Here is an 18,183-nt window from a genome sequence, read left to right on the forward strand (position 1 = left end):
CTGCAAAATCAGGAAATATCAAATGTAGCGACCCCAATGCATAAAAGGACTTAGTGCGTGCCAAATATCGATGCTCTCTCACCCACTCAACTCTCCGATGAACAACTCAATATTCAAACTCTTAGGGCACTATTGCAAGATTTTGGTGATCAACAAAAGCGCACCTTCTTTGAGCGCTGTCCCATCACCGAACTTGTCGAACAACGAAGTGATTTTATGGACGCCCTATTGGAACGCCTATGGACATACTTTGGGTTCCATCATGTGGAAGGTTTAAGTCTAGTAGCTGTAGGTGGCTATGGCCGTGGTGAACTGCACCCCCTCTCCGATATCGACATCCTCATTCTCTCTAAACGCACTTTAAAAGAAGAGTGGATTCCCACCATCAGTGAGTTTGTTACTTTATTATGGGATTTAAAACTTGAGGTTGGCCATGCGGTACGCAGCACTAAAGAGTGTATCGAAGTGGGCAAACAAGATTTAACCGTTGCCACTAACCTGCAAGAATCTCGTCTCATTTGTGGTAGTCAAGACGGCTATCAAAGCTTGCGAAATCACATTGATTCTGATGAGTTTTGGCCCAGTGCAGTCTTTTATCAAGCTAAATTAGAAGAGCAAAAAGAGCGACACGCTCGCTACCATGATACAGGGTATAACCTTGAACCCGATATCAAATCTAGCCCAGGCGGATTACGCGACATCCATACTTTAAGTTGGGTAGCAAGACGCCACTTTGGTGCTACATCACTATTGGAAATGAGCCATCATGGCTTTCTTACCGACGCTGAATACAGAGAGTTGCAAGAGTGTCAAAATTTCCTATGGGATATTCGTTTCGCCCTGCACATAGAACTCAAACGTTATGACAACCGCTTATCATTTGCTTATCAAGCCAAAGTGGCAGAAAACCTCGGCTTTACCGGTGAACGCAATCAACCCGTAGAGCGAATGATGAAAGAGTTCTACCGCACCTTACGTCGCATCATCGAACTCAATAAAATGCTACTCAAGATGTTCGACCAAGCTATCCTCAATCAAGGCCGATTACTTCCTGCCGAAATCATTAATGACGATTTTCAACGTCGTGGTCCCCTTATAGAGGCGCGAAAACCTGCACTATTTCAAGCTCGTCCCGATACGATTTTGGACATGCTGATCCACATAGCCAATGACTCCAGTATTACCGGAGTTGCGCCCCCTACTTTGCGTCAGTTGCGTACAGCGAGACGACGCTTAAATCGTTTTCTACATGTTATTCCCGAAGCGCGTGAAAAGTTTATGCTGCTGGTTAAACACCCTAACTGCCTCACTAAAGCATTCAGCTTAATGCATCAGTTAGGAGTGCTGTCGGCCTACTTACCGCAGTGGAGTCATATTGTGGGGCAAATGCAATTTGACCTCTTTCATGTGTACACGGTTGATGAGCACAGTATGCGATTGCTCAAACACATCCACAGTTTTGGCTTTGCTGAAAATAGACAAAAACACCCCATTTGCTGCGAAGTGTTACCTCGCATTCAAAAGCCTGAACTGCTCATCATAGCCGCTATTTTCCACGATATTGGCAAAGGGCGAGGTGGCGACCACTCGGTCATTGGCGAAAGTGAAGCTTACGATTTCTGCATCGAACATGATTTATCTAAACCTGAGGCCAAACTGGTTTCTTGGTTGGTGAGGAATCACTTACTAATGTCAGTTACCGCGCAGAAGCGAGATATACAAGACCCTGATGTTATTACTGAATTTGCTAAAAAAGTGAAAACAGAAGAATACCTTGAGTTTCTTGTTTGCTTAACAGTCGCCGATATTTGTGCCACCAACCCAGAGCTTTGGAACAGCTGGAAACGTTCCCTTCTTGCTGAGCTTTTTTACTCAACGCAACGAGCATTACGTCGCGGTTTAGAACACCCTGTGGATGTAAGAGATAGAATTAGACACAATCAGCAACAAGCCTCTGCGGTATTAAGAAGCCAAGGGTTTACTCCAAGAGAAATTGAAGTGCTTTGGCAGCGCTTTAAAGCCGATTATTTTTTACGTCATACACCACAGCAATTAGCTTGGCACGCACAGGCAATCTTGCATCAAAAAGATCCTAACTCGCCACTCATCCTCATCAACCCTCAGCCCACTCGAGGGGGCACTGAACTATTTGTCTACACCAAAGATCAGCCGGTGTTATTTGCCAGTGTTGTAGCGGAGTTGGATCGCAGAAATTTTAATGTGCATGATGCTCAAGTCATGGTCAGCCGGGATGGGTACATTTTAGATACCTTCATCATATTAGAGCAAAACAACCAACCCTTAGAAGAGTACCGACACCAAAGCATTATTAAGCAACTGCAAAATGTCATCAAAGACGGTCGCTTAACCAAAATTAAAACCCGACGCACCCCACGTAACCTCGTTCACTTTAAGGTTAAAACCCGTACCGAATTTATTGAAACCAAAAATGCCAAACAGACACTGATGGAACTAGTGGCGCTAGACACCCCTGGGCTACTGGCCGCGGTCGGGGCCACCTTTGCCGAACTTGATTTGCATTTACATGCAGCCAAAATCACCACCATAGGTGAACGAGCCGAAGATCTGTTTATTATCACCTCTCCTGAAGGCAATAAACTCGATACTGAACTACAAGAAACCTTGCGCGGTAAACTCATTGAAAACTTATCCGAGCTCGCGCCACATTAAAGTGTGAATGAGTGCAGACTTGTATGGGAATCAACTACCTAACAAACGGATTCCCTGCTAGATTGGCACTGAGTATGGAGAAACTCTCCTATAGCGATTTATTAAACATGTTTATCATATTTGATTACCGAGGTGCCTATGTATCCACACCTAACCGGGTTGGGAATTAACGAACTAGAGCAAATAGAACACTACTCTTTGCGCCAAGAGGCACAAAAAGACGTGCTAAAAATCTACTTTAAAAAGCAAAAAGGCGAGCTGTTTGCAAAAAGTGTTAAGTTTAAATATCCCAGAAAAATCAAAAGTGTATTAATTGATGACGGCAGTGGTCAATATAGAAATAAAACGGAAGTGAATCGAAATTTAACCTTAGTCATTGATGAACTAAACCTGCTAACAAAGCCGATTCAGTCCAAAGATGTTGATCTAAAACAGAAGATTCTGTCCGATCTTCGTCATTTAGAAAAAGTCGTCGCCAGTAAAATAAAAGAAATAGAAGGCGATTTAGAAAAGCTCAAATAAACCTTTTTATTATTAAAGCTCATACATCATGTATGAGCTTTTTAACAAACTAAAATGACCCGCTATTTAGAGGGCGTTCAATATTCTGTGTCAGGCTAATTTTTAAATTTCTAGCACGCTGTCTAAACGCCCTTCAAAATAAATGGCTAACTGGGATAAACAAAGGCTCCAATTATGGATTGGCATTGTCCATTTTTCAGACGCATTCAATATGCCAGCATAAAGTAGCTTCAACAAGCTATTTTCGTTAGGGAACGCGCCCTTTGTTTTAGTCAGCTTTCTAAATTGACGGTGGACGGCCTCAACCGCATTAGTCGTGTAAATCACCTTGCGTATATGCTCTGGATATTTAAAGTAATGCGAGAGATTATTCCACTTTCTGCGCCATGAGTTGATGACCAGTGGGTATATGTCCCCCCACTTGGCTTCTAGTTCATCAAGTGCAAGCTCAGCTGCTTCTTTACTTACCGCTCGATAAACAGGCTTCAAATCCGCCATAAAGGCTTTCTGATTTTTTGAGGCGACATACTTCATGGAATTACGGATTTGGTGGATTACGCACAGCTGGGTTTCTGTTTCTGGGAAGATAGTCGCTATCGCCTCAGGGAAACCTGTTAACCCATCGACACAAGCAATTAAGATATCCTTAACACCACGATTATGCAGGTCGGTCAGCACAGATAACCAATAGTTAGCCCCTTCATTTTCTGATAAATGAAGCCCTAATATTTCTTTCTTACCTTGCATGTTCAACGCTAAAATCGTGTAAACAGCCTTGCTGATATAACGGCCATCCTCTTTGACTTTATAGTGAATAGCATCAAGCCAAACTATTGGATAATGGCTGTCTAAGGGGCGTTGCTGCCAAGCTTTAAGCTCAGGAATAAGCTTATCTGTAACACTATTTATTGTGCCACTTGAGACGTTAATGCCGTACATATCCTCAACGTGTTTATTGATATCTCGGTAGCTCATGCCCATGCTAAACATGGAGAGAATTTTACGGTCTATCTCATCAGTTAATGTTGTTTGCCCCTTTTTAATGAGCTGTGGTTCAAAAGTGCCGTTTCTATCTCTTGGAGCATCGAGTTCAAAGCTACCTGAAGGATGTTTGATTGTTTTTGATGTTTTACCATTCTTGCGGTTAGAGATGGGATCGTTCTCAAGATGCAGCTCTAACTCAGCAGTCAGAGCAGCTTCAGTAAGTTGCTTGATAAGTGGGCCAAGTACACTGTCTTTACCCGTAAGGCTTTTTCCTGCTTGAAGTGCTTTAAGCGCTTGGTCAAAATCAAATGGTTGGGTCATGTGTCACTCCTGTTTTGGATATTCTACTGAAATGACACAGAACTTTGAACGCTACCGCTATTTAGTACAATTGGCGTTAAATGCCGATTGCCATTCAAATTGCTCAATAAGCTGACACCAAGTCTCATCAAAGCGCGCCTGTAATACTAAATGCACTCCAGTAAATGGATGTTCAAACTCCAGAGTTGATGCATGCAAAAGTAAGCGGTCACTAGCAAGGTTCTCTTTGAATAGCCGGTTATGCTTTCCATCACCATGGGTGGTATCCCCAACAATCGGATGACGTAGGTGCTTCATATGACGACGCAATTGATGCTTACGCCCCGTTAATGGTTGCAACTCCATTAAGCAGTAACGAGAAGTAGCAAAGCGCCCTGTAGAATACGGCACCTCCACTTTAGCCAGTGGCTTATAATCGGTTATCGCCTGTTGTGCTTCTTTTTCTTTATTGGCAAATTTATCGGCAATCTTGTCGTATTCCACTTTAAGGGCATAATCCAATCTATCCCCTTCTTCAATCCAACCACGCACAATCGCATGATAGGTTTTTTGCATCTGATGTTCTGCAAACATCGGCATCATTTGTGAAGCCACTTCACTGGATAATGCAAACACCAGCACCCCTGAAGTAGGACGATCTAAGCGGTGTAGCGGAAACACATGTTGACCAATTTGGTCACGCAATGTTTGCATAACAAATTGGGTTTCATGTTTATCGAGCCAAGAGCGGTGCACCAACATTCCCGCAGGTTTATTTACCGCTACTATGTATTCATCTTGAAAAATAATCTCTAGCATTTAACCACACACCTCATCAATTTTTCTTAGCACAGCAATGACCTCATCCCACCGTGAATCTTCAGCACAAGCTTGCTCAAAATAAGGGGCAATAGCAAACCCGGATGGTAAACCTTGTCCTGCACGAATTAAGTCACTCATTTTGGGAATAAAAACCCACTGCAGCCACTGCTCTGGACGCAAGGTATCAATGGCAAAAGGTTGAGTGCTCGCCAATGCCCCTAAGGGGGGGCTATTTTGTTCCCATAAATCGGCTCTATTTAGGGCTCGTTGGGTCAGTAATAGCAATTTTTGTATCTGTTTGGGATCTGTATTCAAGGTATTTCTCATTTGCTCTTGAAATTCGGCGCAAGATTACCATGTTATAGGGAGAGTATGAGCTAATAAGATGCAGGCAAATGGAAAACATTTCAACACTGACCCAAATTTTGAACGACAGTCGCTGTCAATTTAAGGTGCATGACTTAGGTCGTCGTATCGAGCTTATCCCAAATGAGGAATTTGAGAGCATTGAACTGGGAAGACAAGCCTACCCATACCCCATTCAACGCCAAGCTCAATTTGCCATCACTTATTGGAATGAGCAAAAACAACCTTGGATTTGGTTTTTAAAATTTGATCTTGATGAACGCGGCCTTCTTAGCGCCACCGACATTGGCAATTTTATTAAGTTTGTTCTTGAGGCTATGGGCTCAAGGCTACAAAAAGAGCTCAGTGAGGAAGTTCAAGAACAACTGGCAAGCAACCCTTACACTTTTAAACCTAAGGAAGACAAGCTTGCAGTATTTAATAGCCAAGTAAGCGCTGAGCTTGAGTTATCAGCCAGCCAATATTACGCCCACGCCCTAACGTATTTTAATGGCAGCTTAGGCTGGAGCAATTGGCAAACCGTTGGCTTACAAGGCATTACCGACATTTGTGCTCGCTTGAAAGAGCCCGACAACGAGCTGATGGTGAAAAAAAGCCTCTCGCATCTGCCTTCTCAACCACTGTATGGGTTATTAGGTGCCTTAGAACACTGCGATATCAGCGCTTCTTTAGCGAACCGTTTGTATGACCTAGCCCTAGAGCAACTGAACAATCCTGACTGCGATTTATTCCTATTATCCGCATTAGCCCGCGCCCTATCAGGCGATAAAGGCAATAAACTGACGTCACTGATCACCTCCATTCTTTCCGAAAGTAAATACTGTCACCAAGAAGTGTTGATCGCCATTGCAGGCCGTTGCTGGCAACCACTGCAAGACAGTGCACTGGCCGAGCAATTCTTAATTCGCTTAGCAGAAACCAATAATCAAGCCTTGTTCAATCAACTGTTTGCCGACCTTGTTATGCAACCAAAATTGCGCATGGTAATACTGCCTATGTTGCATCAAGCGCCATCACAAAAGTTAGCCAACGCACTGATTAATTTGCAAAAGAATACTAAGGGACAACGTTAGATGGATCACCTGTTTGCCATACTTGGGCTGGTTATTTTTGTGACGTTATTTTGGCAACATAGAAGACAAGCTGAATTTGCTAAAGGGGCCATTCAACGCCATTGCAAACAGTTAGATCTGCAAGTTGTTAGTATCTCATCAGGATCGCACAAAATTCGCTACCCTAATGGTAAATGGGGTTGGCATACGGTGTTTGCTTTTGAGTTCTCGGCATTAGGCGATGATTGCTATCACGGCGAACTGACCATGCAAGGCTTGAGGATGACCCATTTCCACACCCAACCTCATCGCATGTAGCCTGTTATAGGTCCTAGAACATCATTATCGTGACAACTCTTTGTGTGAGGGTGTACTCGCGATAATGATTTCGATAGGATGACCGTAACTCGTTCAATAGAAATCAACACTATGCTCACCAAAGAAGTTACCGACGAACTCAATCAAGTTTTCAAGTCATTAGAAAGTGAAGGCAAAGAACCAACACTGGCGCTAGTGAAAGCTCGCCTTACCAGTAAAGTGCCTATGCCAGCGCTTATTACTGCCATCAAGAACTGGAAAAGCACCAAGCGTGTTCCTAAAATTGAAGTGGCGGTTGATTCAGACAATCCAAACTCAAAAATCGATGCTTTAGAGCAAAAAATTGCGCAATTGACTCTGCGCATCGAAGCACTAGAAGGCAAACAATCATGAAGATTTGGGTCGATGCTGACGCCTGTCCTAAAGTCATTAGAGAGACGCTCATTCGCGCTTCAGAGCGAACCGGCATTGAGTGTATTTTTGTGGCAAACCACCCTATTCCACTACCAAAACGCAACACCATTCGTTTTGTGCAAGTAAGCCAAGGTTTTGATATTGCCGATGATGAAATCGCCCTCAGAGTTGCAGACAATGATTTAGTCATCACCTCTGATATTCCGCTAGCGGATGAAGTCATTACCAAAGGCGGTCAAGCCCTCAGCAGTCGCGGTGAACTCTTTACCAAAGAAAACATCAAAGCACGCCTTAACGTGCGTGACTTTATGGACACCATGCGCTCATCAGGGGTACAAACTGGTGGCCCTGCAGCACTGTCTCAAACCGACAGACGCGACTTTGCTAATGCGCTGGATAAGATATTGGCGCGAGCGCCAAAGCCGAATAACTAACTCGTCGTCATAATAAAGGGCTCAAATGAGCCCTTTATCTGAACAAGTTTACCCGTTATTTAGTACGATTGGATCACTCTTCAGCATCCGCAACCATTGCCATAGCCAGAGCTTCTGCCACTTTAATGCCATCGATACCTGCTGACAAAATGCCACCAGCGTAACCTGCACCTTCACCTGCTGGATAGAAGCCTTTTAGGTTTACACTTTGATAATCTTTACCACGTTTAATGCTAATTGGTGAAGAAGTACGTGTTTCTACTCCTGTTAGCAAGCCGTCTGGTGTAGCAAAGCCTTTGATCTTTTTATCAAAGGCTGGAATCGCTTCTCGGATGGCTTCAATAGCGTAGTCTGGTAACGCTTTAGAAATATCCGTCAACTTAATACCGGGAGTAAATGATGGCTCTACAGTGCCGATAGCACTAGGATCGTTACCTTTTAAGAAATCCCCAATTTTTTGCGCTGGGGCATCGTAGGTTTCGCCGCCCAGTTTAAATGCGCCAGATTCTAATTCACGTTGTAAACGAATCCCTGCTAATGCATCTCCTGGGTAGTCTTGTTCTGGTGATATGCCAACGACAATCGCACTGTTCGCATTACGCTCTGCACGTGAGTATTGGCTCATGCCGTTCGTCACAACGCGACCCTCTTCAGATGTTGCTGCCACTACCGTACCCCCAGGACACATACAGAAGCTATATACAGTACGGCCATTTTTACAGTGATGAACCAATTTGTAATCTGCTGCGCCAAGAATTGGGTTGCCCGCGTTTTTACCAAAGCGCGCTTCATCAATCATGGATTGTTTATGTTCAATGCGAAAGCCCACAGAAAACGGTTTCGCTTCCATGTACACGCCGCGTTCATGCAGCATCTCAAACGTATCACGCGCACTATGACCAACCGCTAACACTACGTAACGCGAGTGAATCGTTTCGCCATTTGACAAAGTAACCCCAGTGAGTTGTCCATCTTGCATGTGTACATCATCCACACGAGTACTAAAGCGAATCTCACCTCCTAGCTCAATGATTTTTGCACGCATTTTTTCAATCATGGTGACCAGTTTAAAAGTGCCAATATGTGGCTTACTAACAAACTTGATTTCCGCCGGCGCACCCGCATCCACAAATTCATTAATTACTTTACGGCTATAATGCTTAGGATCTTTGATCTGACTGTATAGCTTGCCGTCAGAGAAAGTACCTGCGCCACCTTCACCAAACTGCACGTTAGATTCCGGGTTAAGGTTGCGTTTACGCCAAAAACCAAAGGTATCTTTTGTGCGCTCACGTACTTCTTTTCCGCGCTCAACAATAATCGGCTTAAAACCCATTTGCGCTAGGACTAAACCGGCAAACAAACCACAAGGACCAAAACCAATCACCACAGGGCGCTCGGTTAGGTTTGCAGGGGCTTTCGTCACAAACTTATACGCCATATCTGGAGTAGGTTTAACGTGCGGATCGTCACTAAATGCTTCAAGCAATGACGCTTCGTTATCAACCACGACATCCAATGTATAGATCAGCAAGATCTTTGATTTTTTACGAGCATCGTAGCCACGTTTAAAGATATTAAAAGAGAGAATGTCTTCGGCAGTAATGCCCAGTTTTTTCACTATTGCAGCTTGAATGGCTTCTTCTTTATGATCTAAAGGAAGCTTAATTTCGGTTAAACGTATCATACAGATGTCTCGTAGTAGGTGTCATAGCAAGGTGGTCACAATTATCATCACGTAATTGTACGCTCCCGCTCACAATGGCGAGGATTTTACGTGAACTTAGCTAGGCTGTCATATTAATTAACTGCTGAGTTCAATAATTCAACTGCCGTTAGAGTGCTAAACTTACCCTAGATACCTATTGCACCCTCTAAGATTAAATGGATATTTTGCAGCGCAATATTGTATTTTCATCTGGTATCCGTATCATCCCCATCGAAAATAGACTACTGAGAGTTCCCATCATGGCGTTTGTCGTAACTGATAATTGTATAAAATGTAAATACACTGATTGCGTGGCGGTATGCCCTGCGGATGCATTTTATGAAGGGCCTAACTTTATGGTGATAAGCCCTATCGAGTGCATTGATTGTGGGTTGTGTGTCCCAGAATGTGACGCACAAGCGATCTTCCAAGAAGAAGAACTGTCGCCAGATCAAGAAGTCTTCATTCAACTTAATGAAGAGTTAGCCGAAGTGTGGCCAAACATAACCGAGGTAAAGCCAGCACTGGCAGATGCCGATGAGTGGAATGGCGTACCAAACAAACTCTCAATGCTGGAAAAGTAAGGTTAAAAAAGTAGGGTTAAACACATAACGTTAGAAAAATAGCGCCCGCTATTTCTCTAACAGAGTATCTAACAACGCTCATTATTTTGTCGACGGATATTATCTAAGATGATACCGGTTGCCATGGCGACATTCAAAGACTCCGCACCACCAAATGCAGGAATGGTCACTTTATCTGTCACATACTGAGCGGCGGCCTCTCGCACACCGTGAGATTCACTGCCCATCAGCAAGATACCTTCTGCACTAAATGCCTTATGGTGAGTGCTCTCCCCTTGCAAAAAAGCGCCGTATATTGGCAAGTTTGCCTGTTGCAAATAGCTAGGTAAATCTAACTGGCTGACACACACACGGCCAAAACTGCCCATAGTGGCACTGATGGTTTTTGGGTTGTAAGGATCGGCGCAATCTTTGCTGGCCACTATATGCTTAATGCCATACCAATCCGCGACACGAATAATCGTACCTAAATTTCCAGGGTCGGAGACACCATCTAAAGCAATCATCAAACCTTGTGCTTTAGGCACAGCAACGGTTGGGATCTCTACAATAGCAATGGCGGCATTGTTGCTCACTAAGGTACTGGCTTTGGTCAATTCATCAAGGGACGCTTCTACACAATCAAAAGCACTTAATGCTGCGCTGTTTTCAGCCAAAAATTCCGCCGTGGCAAATACCGTTTTTACCACAAGAGAACTGCGACTAAGCTCTACAACGTTTTTTTCACCTTGCACTAAAAATAGACCATGAGCCTTACGTTGTTTCTTTTGCCCTAGTGCCCGAAGAAGTTTAATTTGGTTTTTAGAAATCATTATTTTTCCACTCAATTAGCTCTAAAACCACAAGCAAATTACTTGAGGTGATCCCATGAAATGTTTGAAAGTAATCGACATGAATCGCACTTAAAGTGGAACATATCATGCAAAGGTTCCTCTAATAGCCATTCACCGCCGCACTTAGGACACTTGCGTTGTTTCTCTAACGCTAAGCTTTCGCCACCCACTCTATATAGATAATAGTAAGTTGGGATTGTTGTGATGTATTCAATGCGGCCCCGCAAATCCCAACCACGACGATAAATATCGCTATCAATAGAGGTGAGCTCATGCAATGCGGCATGTTCGGCTTTACACCCTCCTGCCATTTGCAACTCATCACACGCCTGCCATTCGGTTTGCCACTTCACTATCGACTTATGATCGCCATTTAAGGTGGGTGGGTTACGATACAGCGGAATGGGCATAAAAGTGTCACCACTTCTTAATGGCGAACAGGTGTGTACATAGGTGGTATACAAAATCTGCCAGCTCGGCTCACTCTGTGGTGAGGTTTGCTCTGAGTTAAGATCTTGACCCAGTGTACGCACTTTGGGAGATAAGACGCCTGCTTGTGACAGCTTGTTTAACGAAAAACGAACAAAATCAGAGTGATATTTAGGATGCAGACTGTCCTCTTCCGGGCAGACACAACGCAAACTAAAGCTTGCTCCATCCATTGCCAATGGAAATTCGCGACCTAATACTTGGCCATTAAAACGTAGCGCTTCCATAAGGCCATTAATGGCTTTTTCTACTGCGGTGATCGTGGTGTTTTCAAAGCACTCAAACTGCAATTCACACACGAACATGCTAAACCTCGACAGCCAAGTTTTGCAAAAACACCTGAACGTTCTCGCTTAGCACTTCTCGCTTACTGGTACCTAATGTTTCAAGTACCACGTTGCCGGTAATGTTACAGATGGAGATCACATCAAGATCCGAATCAATAGCGGCGATAAATACCGTGGGTTTGATCTTTAAACGGCGCTGAGTCACCAAGTGACCCAGAATGTTTTCTTGCAGACGCACAAAATCTTCATCATTCCATATTTGCAGTAACGTCAATGGTTTTCCTTGCCAACTCATGCTGAGATCGGCACTGTAATGACAACTATAAAACTGCTTAATATCGGAATGTAGCTCAAGCTCAATGCCTTTTTCTACATTTGAAAAATCAGCACATTGCTCTCTTTGTATTGGCTGCCAATACACTTCCCCATCTTGAGTCTCTACGATACAAGGTGAAGCCACTCCCACTAACTGTGAACTGGTAGGCAAAGTGCCGTACTCTTGCTCAAAGGTTTTTAGGTATTGTTGATGAATCGAGTGAAGCGTATTAGCAATAGAATTGGACATATATAACCCTACAAGCGTTCCGTTGATGACATCTAAGTATCTATTCAGTAAAATTCCCCACATTCTACTCTATAACGCAGTGTAAAATGAGCAAATATTCAGACGCAAAAGAGCTAGCCGGCCTAACCCTTGGACAAAAGACGCAATATTCGTCTCAATACGATCCAACACTATTGCAAGCCGTACCAAGAAGTTTAAACCGAGATGATCTACAACTGGGTCAAACTTTGCCATTCAAAGGTCGCGATATTTGGACGCTGTATGAACTTTCTTGGCTCAATAGCAATGGTTTACCTCAAGTTGCCGTTGGTGAGGTTGCTATCCCAGCAGACAGCCCAAACTTAATTGAATCCAAATCCTTTAAGCTCTATCTCAATAGCTACAACCAAACTCAATTTTCTCACTGGGACGAGGTTCAAAAGCAATTAATCTGCGATCTTTCTCAATGTGCTGGGGGTAAGGTCAGTGTGACACTACATAAAGTTCAAGAGTTTAATCAACAACCTATCGTAGATATGCACGGCCATTGCATTGACGATCAAGACATCACGATTCACCAGTATGAATTTAGCGCAGACTATCTAAAAGACAGTGTGAGTGATGATGAAGCCGCGCCTCATGTCAGCGAAATACTGCACAGTCACCTGCTTAAATCAAACTGCCTTATTACCAATCAACCAGACTGGGGCAGTGTTGAAATTCGCTATAGTGGCAAAAAAATCGATCAACAAGCATTATTGCGTTACCTGGTCTCTTTTAGAGAGCATAATGAATTTCATGAACAGTGTGTCGAACGTATTTTTACTGACATTACTCGCTACTGCCAACCTTTGTCGTTGTCTGTTTATGCTCGCTATACCCGTCGTGGCGGATTAGACATCAACCCTTTCCGCACCAGTTTAGATAGCGAGACAGACTCTCCTGACAACACTTTGCGCTTAGCGAGACAATAAATTATGCGTCCTTTACTCAGATTAACTTCCCTATCACTACTGGCACTGTTTAGTATCATTTTAGCGATGCCTACCATGGCCTCGGAAACGCACCCTAATCTGACAAAGGACCTGCTTGATGCAAGACGACTGGTCCATATCACACCGTTACAGTCAAAAAATAAGGCCAAGGCCTACCTCCATTATCACGGCAACAATAGAAGCGAAGAAGACTACTCGGCCAGTGCCATAAAACGTAAAATGACGCCGATAACCAAAGCAACCAATGAAGTGCACGCCCATCAAACAATAGGGATCGCCGATTATCTGCTAGGGAACTACCGCTCTTCTTTGTCGAACATAGATCAAAGTATTAGTATCAGCGCCTCAAATCACCTCAAAGCAAAAGAGTTAGAGTCAAAAATACTTAAAATCAAGCTGTTATGGGGGATGACCAATGATATACGCAAGGTGGACACTTCATTAGCTGAAATAGATCAGACACTTAAATCGTCTAAATTTGAACCCGAAACAAAAGCTTGGCTATCGTATAAACTGAGCTTAGTGCACGCCACCATTGACTCAGACTTAGACAAAAGTGAATCTGCCGAGAAATATTTCCTGAGCGCTAAAAAATACGCCGAAAAATTAAGTACTTACCAAGAAGGCCTGGAAGCCAGCTTACAACTGGGCCAATACTACCTGAAAGTTCACAACCTTAATTCAGCATTAAAAGAGCTTATTGAAAGCTATTGGTTGGCCATAGGTCAAGATAATGCTCGTTATATTGCCCGCGCTAATCACTTGTTGGCCGATCTTTACTTTGAACGACAAATCTACAGCAAAGCTCAAGAACACCTTTCACAAGCGGCAAGCTACTATGGTAACTATGAGCAATCGCCACTGTTTGCCAGCGTGCTGAGAAAGTTAGCGGATGTCTACTTTATTCAAGGTCGCTATAACCTTGCGTTAGTTCATTACTTTAATGTTTTGGATCAAGAGCTTGCAGAAAAAGATGTGGATAAGATCATTGATCTCCGTTTAAAACTAACGGAAACCTACTTAAATTTATATAACTTTACCCTAGCAGAACGCTACCTTAACCGTGCCACTGAGTTACTTAATTATACCGATAACAAAACTCAAAATGTGACAGCGACGCTGCTCACCGCTCAGCTCTACTTTTTAAAAAAACAACCCCAGAAAGCCGAAGACTTAGCCCAGGAAGTCCTGCAGCAGTCCCAAGATATGCACGACCAAGTCATACAACTTAAAACGTTATCTTTGCTATACCGCATCACCAAATCGGTGCACAAGGATAAGGAGTCACTCACCTATCTTGAGAAGTACAACAGGCTTACCGCAATTAACCTCAACCATAAAAATGAACTGTTGAGCCACACCTTTCTCGACCAAGTAAAATCCATAGAGCAATCTATCCATTACAAAGACCAAGTGGAAGAACTCACTGATCTCAGTGTGGAATTTGATAAAACCAAAAAATTCACTCTACTGCTTGGCTTTGCTTGTACTGTGTTGTTTTTCTTACTGGTACTGAACATTCGTCGAGCGGGACGCAAACAAAAACTCATTACTGAGCTAAATCAAGAGCTGTACACTCACCCTCACTCAGGGTTAAAAAACATACGCATGCTCAACCGTAAATTACCAGACTCATTGCATCGTTCTACCTACAATTACGAGCAATGGCGCTTTGGACAGTTAATTGATGAGCCTTTAAATGATCGTCTAAAATTTGCCTTGGTTGATGTGCCTATGTTGGCAGATATCTATACCGAGCATGGCTATAAGGCAGGGCGTACTGAAGAGCGATCTTTTGGCGATCACATTAGAAGCCACCTAATTGAGGGGGCGCGGCTTTACCACCTCTCAGATTGCTCATTTTTATACATAGAACCCAACCCAGGTAAGTTGCATCAACCAGAATTACTGTATAAACAATTTGAAGAGATCATCAGTAGCTTTGAAACGCAATATCAGGTCAAACAAAACTTTGCGGTAAGTATTGCCGACTACCCATTTTTGCCACGAGCCTACACTGTAATTAACGATGAAGATCTTATCGATCTCCTGTTACTAGCCTCAGATATCTGTAACAGTATTGTGCAACTTGAAAATCACAGTCAATGGGTCGCATTTACCGCGATTCCATTAGCTCCTGCGGCGTGCTTCTCGCAAAATGACATACGTCGCTCGAGTTTAAATGCGATTCGCAAGGGTCTCATCAAGGTTCATACATCAGGCACTGAAGACAGTTTAACCACCGTACTCGACAAACTGCCTAGGCACGATGAAGACTCACCATTAATTTCAAGCTAGCTCAGTAATGAGCTAGCATTTAACTTACTAATTTTAATAAGATTATTATTGCAATTACGCACATGATATCTAGTGTTAAAGTATTCAAACTCACTTTAATCACGCATTGTATTTCATGGGTATGATGGACTAGCTCAATAACACTCATCACCATAAATCAGTGATTAGACATCGCTCAGAAAAATACCGAAAAATATAACCTGTGTTTTACGCCATCATTTACTTAGATTAGCATTAGCTCACTATCAGCCAATTATGCTCACATTAGGTTGATGTCATTAATAAGGGGCAACTATGATCACAACAATAAACCCTGTAGGAAGTATGGGGCTTCTTTCTCAACTAGAAGTGGAACGCCTTAAAAAAACCGCTTCAAGTGATATCTATACTCTGTACCGTAACTGTACCCTAGCGGTACTCAATTCAGGCAGTCACACCGATGACAGTGCCAAGTTACTTAAACAATATCAATCCTTTGACGTTAACGTATTAAGTCGAGAACGAGGCATTAAACTCGAACTCAATAACGCTCCTGAACATGCTTTTGTGGACGGTACCATAATTAAAGGTATACAAGAGCACCTGTTCGCTGTCCTTCGAGACATCGTTTTTGTGCACATGAATATGGAGCAAAACGATAAGCTCAATCTCGACAATTCCATTCATGTAACTAACTTAGTGTTTGGTATTTTACGTAATGCGAAAGCCCTTATCCCTGGTATCGACCCAAACTTAGTGGTGTGCTGGGGAGGACATTCCATCAGTGAAGCGGAATATCAATACACTCGCCTTGTAGGGCATGAGTTGGGGCTTAGAGAGCTCAACATTTGTACTGGCTGTGGTCCTGGCGCAATGGAAGGCCCAATGAAAGGGGCAGCCATTGGTCATGCAAAACAAAGACATGCCCAAACCCGTTATATTGGCTTAACCGAACCCTCCATTATCGCCGCAGAGCCGCCAAACCCCATCGTTAACGAACTCATTATCATGCCAGATATAGAGAAACGTTTAGAAGCCTTTGTGCGCATTGCACACGGTATTGTGATATTTCCTGGTGGCCCAGGTACAGCGGAAGAACTGCTGTATGCTCTTGGCATCATGATGCACCCTAAAAACCAAGATCAGCCTCTGCCCATCGTATTAACTGGGCCAAAAGAGAGCGAGGATTATTTCTTATCCATTGACCACTTTATTCGTGACACCTTAGGTGAAGAAGCGCAGAAGTACTATGACATTGTTATCGATGATCCAGCAAAAGCGGCGCGCATCATTAAACAGGCCATGCCCGCGGTAAAACAGCACCGTAAAGTCAATGAAGATGCCTATAGCTACAACTGGTCGTTACATATCGAACCGGATTTTCAGGTACCTTTCAACCCCACCCATGAGAACATGCACAATCTAGATCTGCACATGGATCAGCCAGCGGAAAAACTGGCAGCGAACCTACGCAAAGCCTTTTCTGGTGTTGTTGCTGGTAATGTAAAAGCGGAAGGGATTGCTGAAATTGAAAAGAAAGGACCTTTTATCATTGATGGCGATAAAGAACTCATGAAAAAAATGGATACTTTGCTCAATGATTTCGTAACACAGCAAAGAATGAAACTGCCTGGCTCGGAATACATCCCTTGCTATCGAGTTCAAACCTCAGATTAATCTCCTTAAACGGTTGCATGAGTTTTCGATAGCATTCGTTTTCGATAGCATTCTTTTTCTATACAATGGGGCTACGGCCCCGTTTTTTATTTTATGTTATGTCTATACACTTAGTTATCATTGACGCTCTCAACCTCATTCGCAGAGTGCACTCTGCACAGCCCGATGAAACGGATATCCAACGTACAATAGAAACCACCACCCGTACCCTAAAACGCATTCTCAATGAATCAGAGCCCAGCCATATCATTGCGGTTTTTGATCATCAACAGCAAATGCGCGGCTGGCGTGAGCAACGTTTTCCACAATACAAACAAAACCGCAAACCTATGCCAGAGGCGCTTGCATTAGGTTTAGACTCCATTCAGCAAGCTTGGTGGGATTTAGGCATTGATTCTCTGCTCTCTGAAGGGGATGAAGCCGATGATTTAGTGGCGACTCTAGCCGTAAAATTGGCCAATCAGCAACACCAAGTGACGATCATTTCTACCGATAAAGGCTACTGCCAATTACTCTCCCCCACCTTACGCATACGCGATTATTTCCAACATCGCTGGCTAGATAACAGCTTTGTAGAAAAAGAGTTTGCGGTGCAGATATCGCAACTGCCCGATTATTGGGGACTGACGGGGATCAGTGGCACTGGGCTAAGTGGCGTACCAGGAATTGGCCCTAAAGCGGCCAGAGAAATACTGGCACAAAACATAGGCTTAGAAGAGGCTTTTGCTAACCAAGAGTTGCCAGAAAAGTATAAGAAAAAAATCACAGGCCAAGAAGAGCACGCTTTGCTATGCCGCGAGCTCGCCTCTTTAAAAACCGACTTAGAGTTAGGCTTTAACCTGCAAGATCTTCGTTGGTCTCAGCCAGCCTCTTAATGTTAATGCGT

General features: G+C 43.4%; 18 protein-coding genes. 11 read left to right on the plus strand and 7 right to left on the minus strand.

Annotated features, from left to right (window positions below; translation table 11 throughout):
* Positions 1 to 66 precede the first annotated feature (66 nt).
* Together glnD and OCU56_RS09550 are read left to right on the plus strand one after the other, a co-directional pair.
* Complete coding sequence (gene glnD / locus OCU56_RS09545) at positions 67 to 2,691, plus strand: bifunctional uridylyltransferase/uridylyl-removing protein GlnD (RefSeq protein WP_261874802.1); 2,625 nt, start codon at positions 67 to 69, stop codon at positions 2,689 to 2,691.
* A 138-nt stretch (positions 2,692 to 2,829) separates the two neighbouring features.
* Entirely contained in the window at positions 2,830 to 3,213 is a 384-nt protein-coding gene (locus tag OCU56_RS09550; RefSeq protein WP_261873004.1) for a DUF3461 family protein, read from the plus strand.
* A 102-nt stretch (positions 3,214 to 3,315) separates the two neighbouring features.
* On the opposite strand, the gene OCU56_RS09555 is transcribed toward OCU56_RS09550, so the two are convergent.
* Genes OCU56_RS09555 through OCU56_RS09565 form a run of 3 tightly spaced genes read right to left on the minus strand, consistent with a single transcriptional unit; the run spans position 3,316 to position 5,634 of the window.
* The gene (locus OCU56_RS09555) at positions 3,316 to 4,518 is read right to left on the minus strand and encodes an IS256 family transposase (protein WP_261873005.1); all 1,203 of its coding nucleotides are present in this window, start codon (positions 4,516 to 4,518) and stop codon (positions 3,316 to 3,318) included.
* 57 nt (positions 4,519 to 4,575) lie between these two features.
* On the minus strand, positions 4,576 to 5,316 hold the full coding sequence (truC, locus tag OCU56_RS09560; RefSeq protein ID WP_261873006.1) for a tRNA pseudouridine(65) synthase TruC: 741 nt from the start codon (positions 5,314 to 5,316) through the stop codon (positions 4,576 to 4,578).
* On the minus strand, positions 5,317 to 5,634 hold the full coding sequence (locus tag OCU56_RS09565; protein WP_261873007.1) for a YqcC family protein: 318 nt from the start codon (positions 5,632 to 5,634) through the stop codon (positions 5,317 to 5,319).
* Positions 5,635 to 5,714: 80 nt separating this feature from the next.
* On the opposite strand from OCU56_RS09565, the gene OCU56_RS09570 reads away from it, so the two are divergent.
* The 4 genes from OCU56_RS09570 (at position 5,715) to OCU56_RS09585 (ending at position 7,903) form a co-directional block, all read left to right on the plus strand.
* The gene (locus OCU56_RS09570) at positions 5,715 to 6,758 is read left to right on the plus strand and encodes a DUF3549 family protein (protein WP_261873008.1); all 1,044 of its coding nucleotides are present in this window, start codon (positions 5,715 to 5,717) and stop codon (positions 6,756 to 6,758) included.
* A complete protein-coding gene (locus tag OCU56_RS09575; RefSeq protein WP_261873009.1) occupies positions 6,759 to 7,055 on the plus strand; it encodes a DUF3301 domain-containing protein in 297 nt (98 codons plus the stop codon).
* 111 nt (positions 7,056 to 7,166) lie between these two features.
* Complete coding sequence (locus tag OCU56_RS09580; protein WP_261874803.1) at positions 7,167 to 7,448, plus strand: hypothetical protein; 282 nt, start codon at positions 7,167 to 7,169, stop codon at positions 7,446 to 7,448.
* Positions 7,445 to 7,903 carry a YaiI/YqxD family protein gene (locus OCU56_RS09585; RefSeq protein ID WP_261873010.1) on the plus strand — a complete coding sequence of 153 codons (459 nt, stop codon included), beginning with the start codon at positions 7,445 to 7,447 and terminating at the stop codon, positions 7,901 to 7,903. The genes OCU56_RS09580 and OCU56_RS09585 overlap by 4 nt, the downstream gene beginning before the upstream one ends.
* 73 nt (positions 7,904 to 7,976) lie before the next feature.
* Here the strand turns inward: OCU56_RS09585 and OCU56_RS09590 are convergent, their stop codons facing one another.
* Entirely contained in the window at positions 7,977 to 9,590 is a 1,614-nt protein-coding gene (locus tag OCU56_RS09590; protein ID WP_261873011.1) for an NAD(P)/FAD-dependent oxidoreductase, read from the minus strand.
* 281 nt (positions 9,591 to 9,871) lie between these two features.
* On the opposite strand from OCU56_RS09590, the gene fdxA reads away from it, so the two are divergent.
* Positions 9,872 to 10,195, plus strand: coding sequence for a ferredoxin FdxA (fdxA, locus tag OCU56_RS09595; protein ID WP_261874804.1), 324 nt, complete (start codon positions 9,872 to 9,874; stop codon positions 10,193 to 10,195).
* Positions 10,196 to 10,263: 68 nt separating this feature from the next.
* Here fdxA and OCU56_RS09600 read toward each other — a convergent pair whose 3' ends face one another.
* The 3 genes from OCU56_RS09600 to syd are packed head-to-tail and all read right to left on the minus strand — an operon-like array spanning position 10,264 to position 12,369.
* Positions 10,264 to 11,007, minus strand: coding sequence for an RNA methyltransferase (locus tag OCU56_RS09600; protein WP_261873012.1), 744 nt, complete (start codon positions 11,005 to 11,007; stop codon positions 10,264 to 10,266).
* A 38-nt stretch (positions 11,008 to 11,045) separates the two neighbouring features.
* Positions 11,046 to 11,822 carry a Zn-ribbon-containing protein gene (locus tag OCU56_RS09605; protein WP_261873013.1) on the minus strand — a complete coding sequence of 259 codons (777 nt, stop codon included), beginning with the start codon at positions 11,820 to 11,822 and terminating at the stop codon, positions 11,046 to 11,048.
* A gap of 1 nt (position 11,823) precedes the next feature.
* Positions 11,824 to 12,369, minus strand: coding sequence for a SecY-interacting protein (syd, locus tag OCU56_RS09610; RefSeq protein ID WP_261873014.1), 546 nt, complete (start codon positions 12,367 to 12,369; stop codon positions 11,824 to 11,826).
* An 86-nt stretch (positions 12,370 to 12,455) separates the two neighbouring features.
* On the opposite strand from syd, the gene queF reads away from it, so the two are divergent.
* The 4 genes from queF (at position 12,456) to xni (ending at position 18,172) form a co-directional block, all read left to right on the plus strand.
* Complete coding sequence (gene queF / locus OCU56_RS09615) at positions 12,456 to 13,322, plus strand: NADPH-dependent 7-cyano-7-deazaguanine reductase QueF (RefSeq protein WP_261873015.1); 867 nt, start codon at positions 12,456 to 12,458, stop codon at positions 13,320 to 13,322.
* 3 nt (positions 13,323 to 13,325) lie between these two features.
* A complete protein-coding gene (locus OCU56_RS09620) occupies positions 13,326 to 15,641 on the plus strand; it encodes a tetratricopeptide repeat protein (protein ID WP_261873016.1) in 2,316 nt (771 codons plus the stop codon).
* A gap of 294 nt (positions 15,642 to 15,935) precedes the next feature.
* A complete protein-coding gene (gene ppnN, locus OCU56_RS09625; protein ID WP_261873017.1) occupies positions 15,936 to 17,297 on the plus strand; it encodes a nucleotide 5'-monophosphate nucleosidase PpnN in 1,362 nt (453 codons plus the stop codon).
* A 98-nt stretch (positions 17,298 to 17,395) separates the two neighbouring features.
* Complete coding sequence (gene xni, locus OCU56_RS09630) at positions 17,396 to 18,172, plus strand: flap endonuclease Xni (RefSeq protein ID WP_261873018.1); 777 nt, start codon at positions 17,396 to 17,398, stop codon at positions 18,170 to 18,172.
* Positions 18,173 to 18,183: the final 11 nt, after the last annotated feature.

The sequence above is a fragment of the Vibrio rarus genome (genome assembly GCF_024347075.1).
GTDB classification, from domain to species: Bacteria; Pseudomonadota; Gammaproteobacteria; order Enterobacterales; family Vibrionaceae; genus Vibrio; species Vibrio rarus.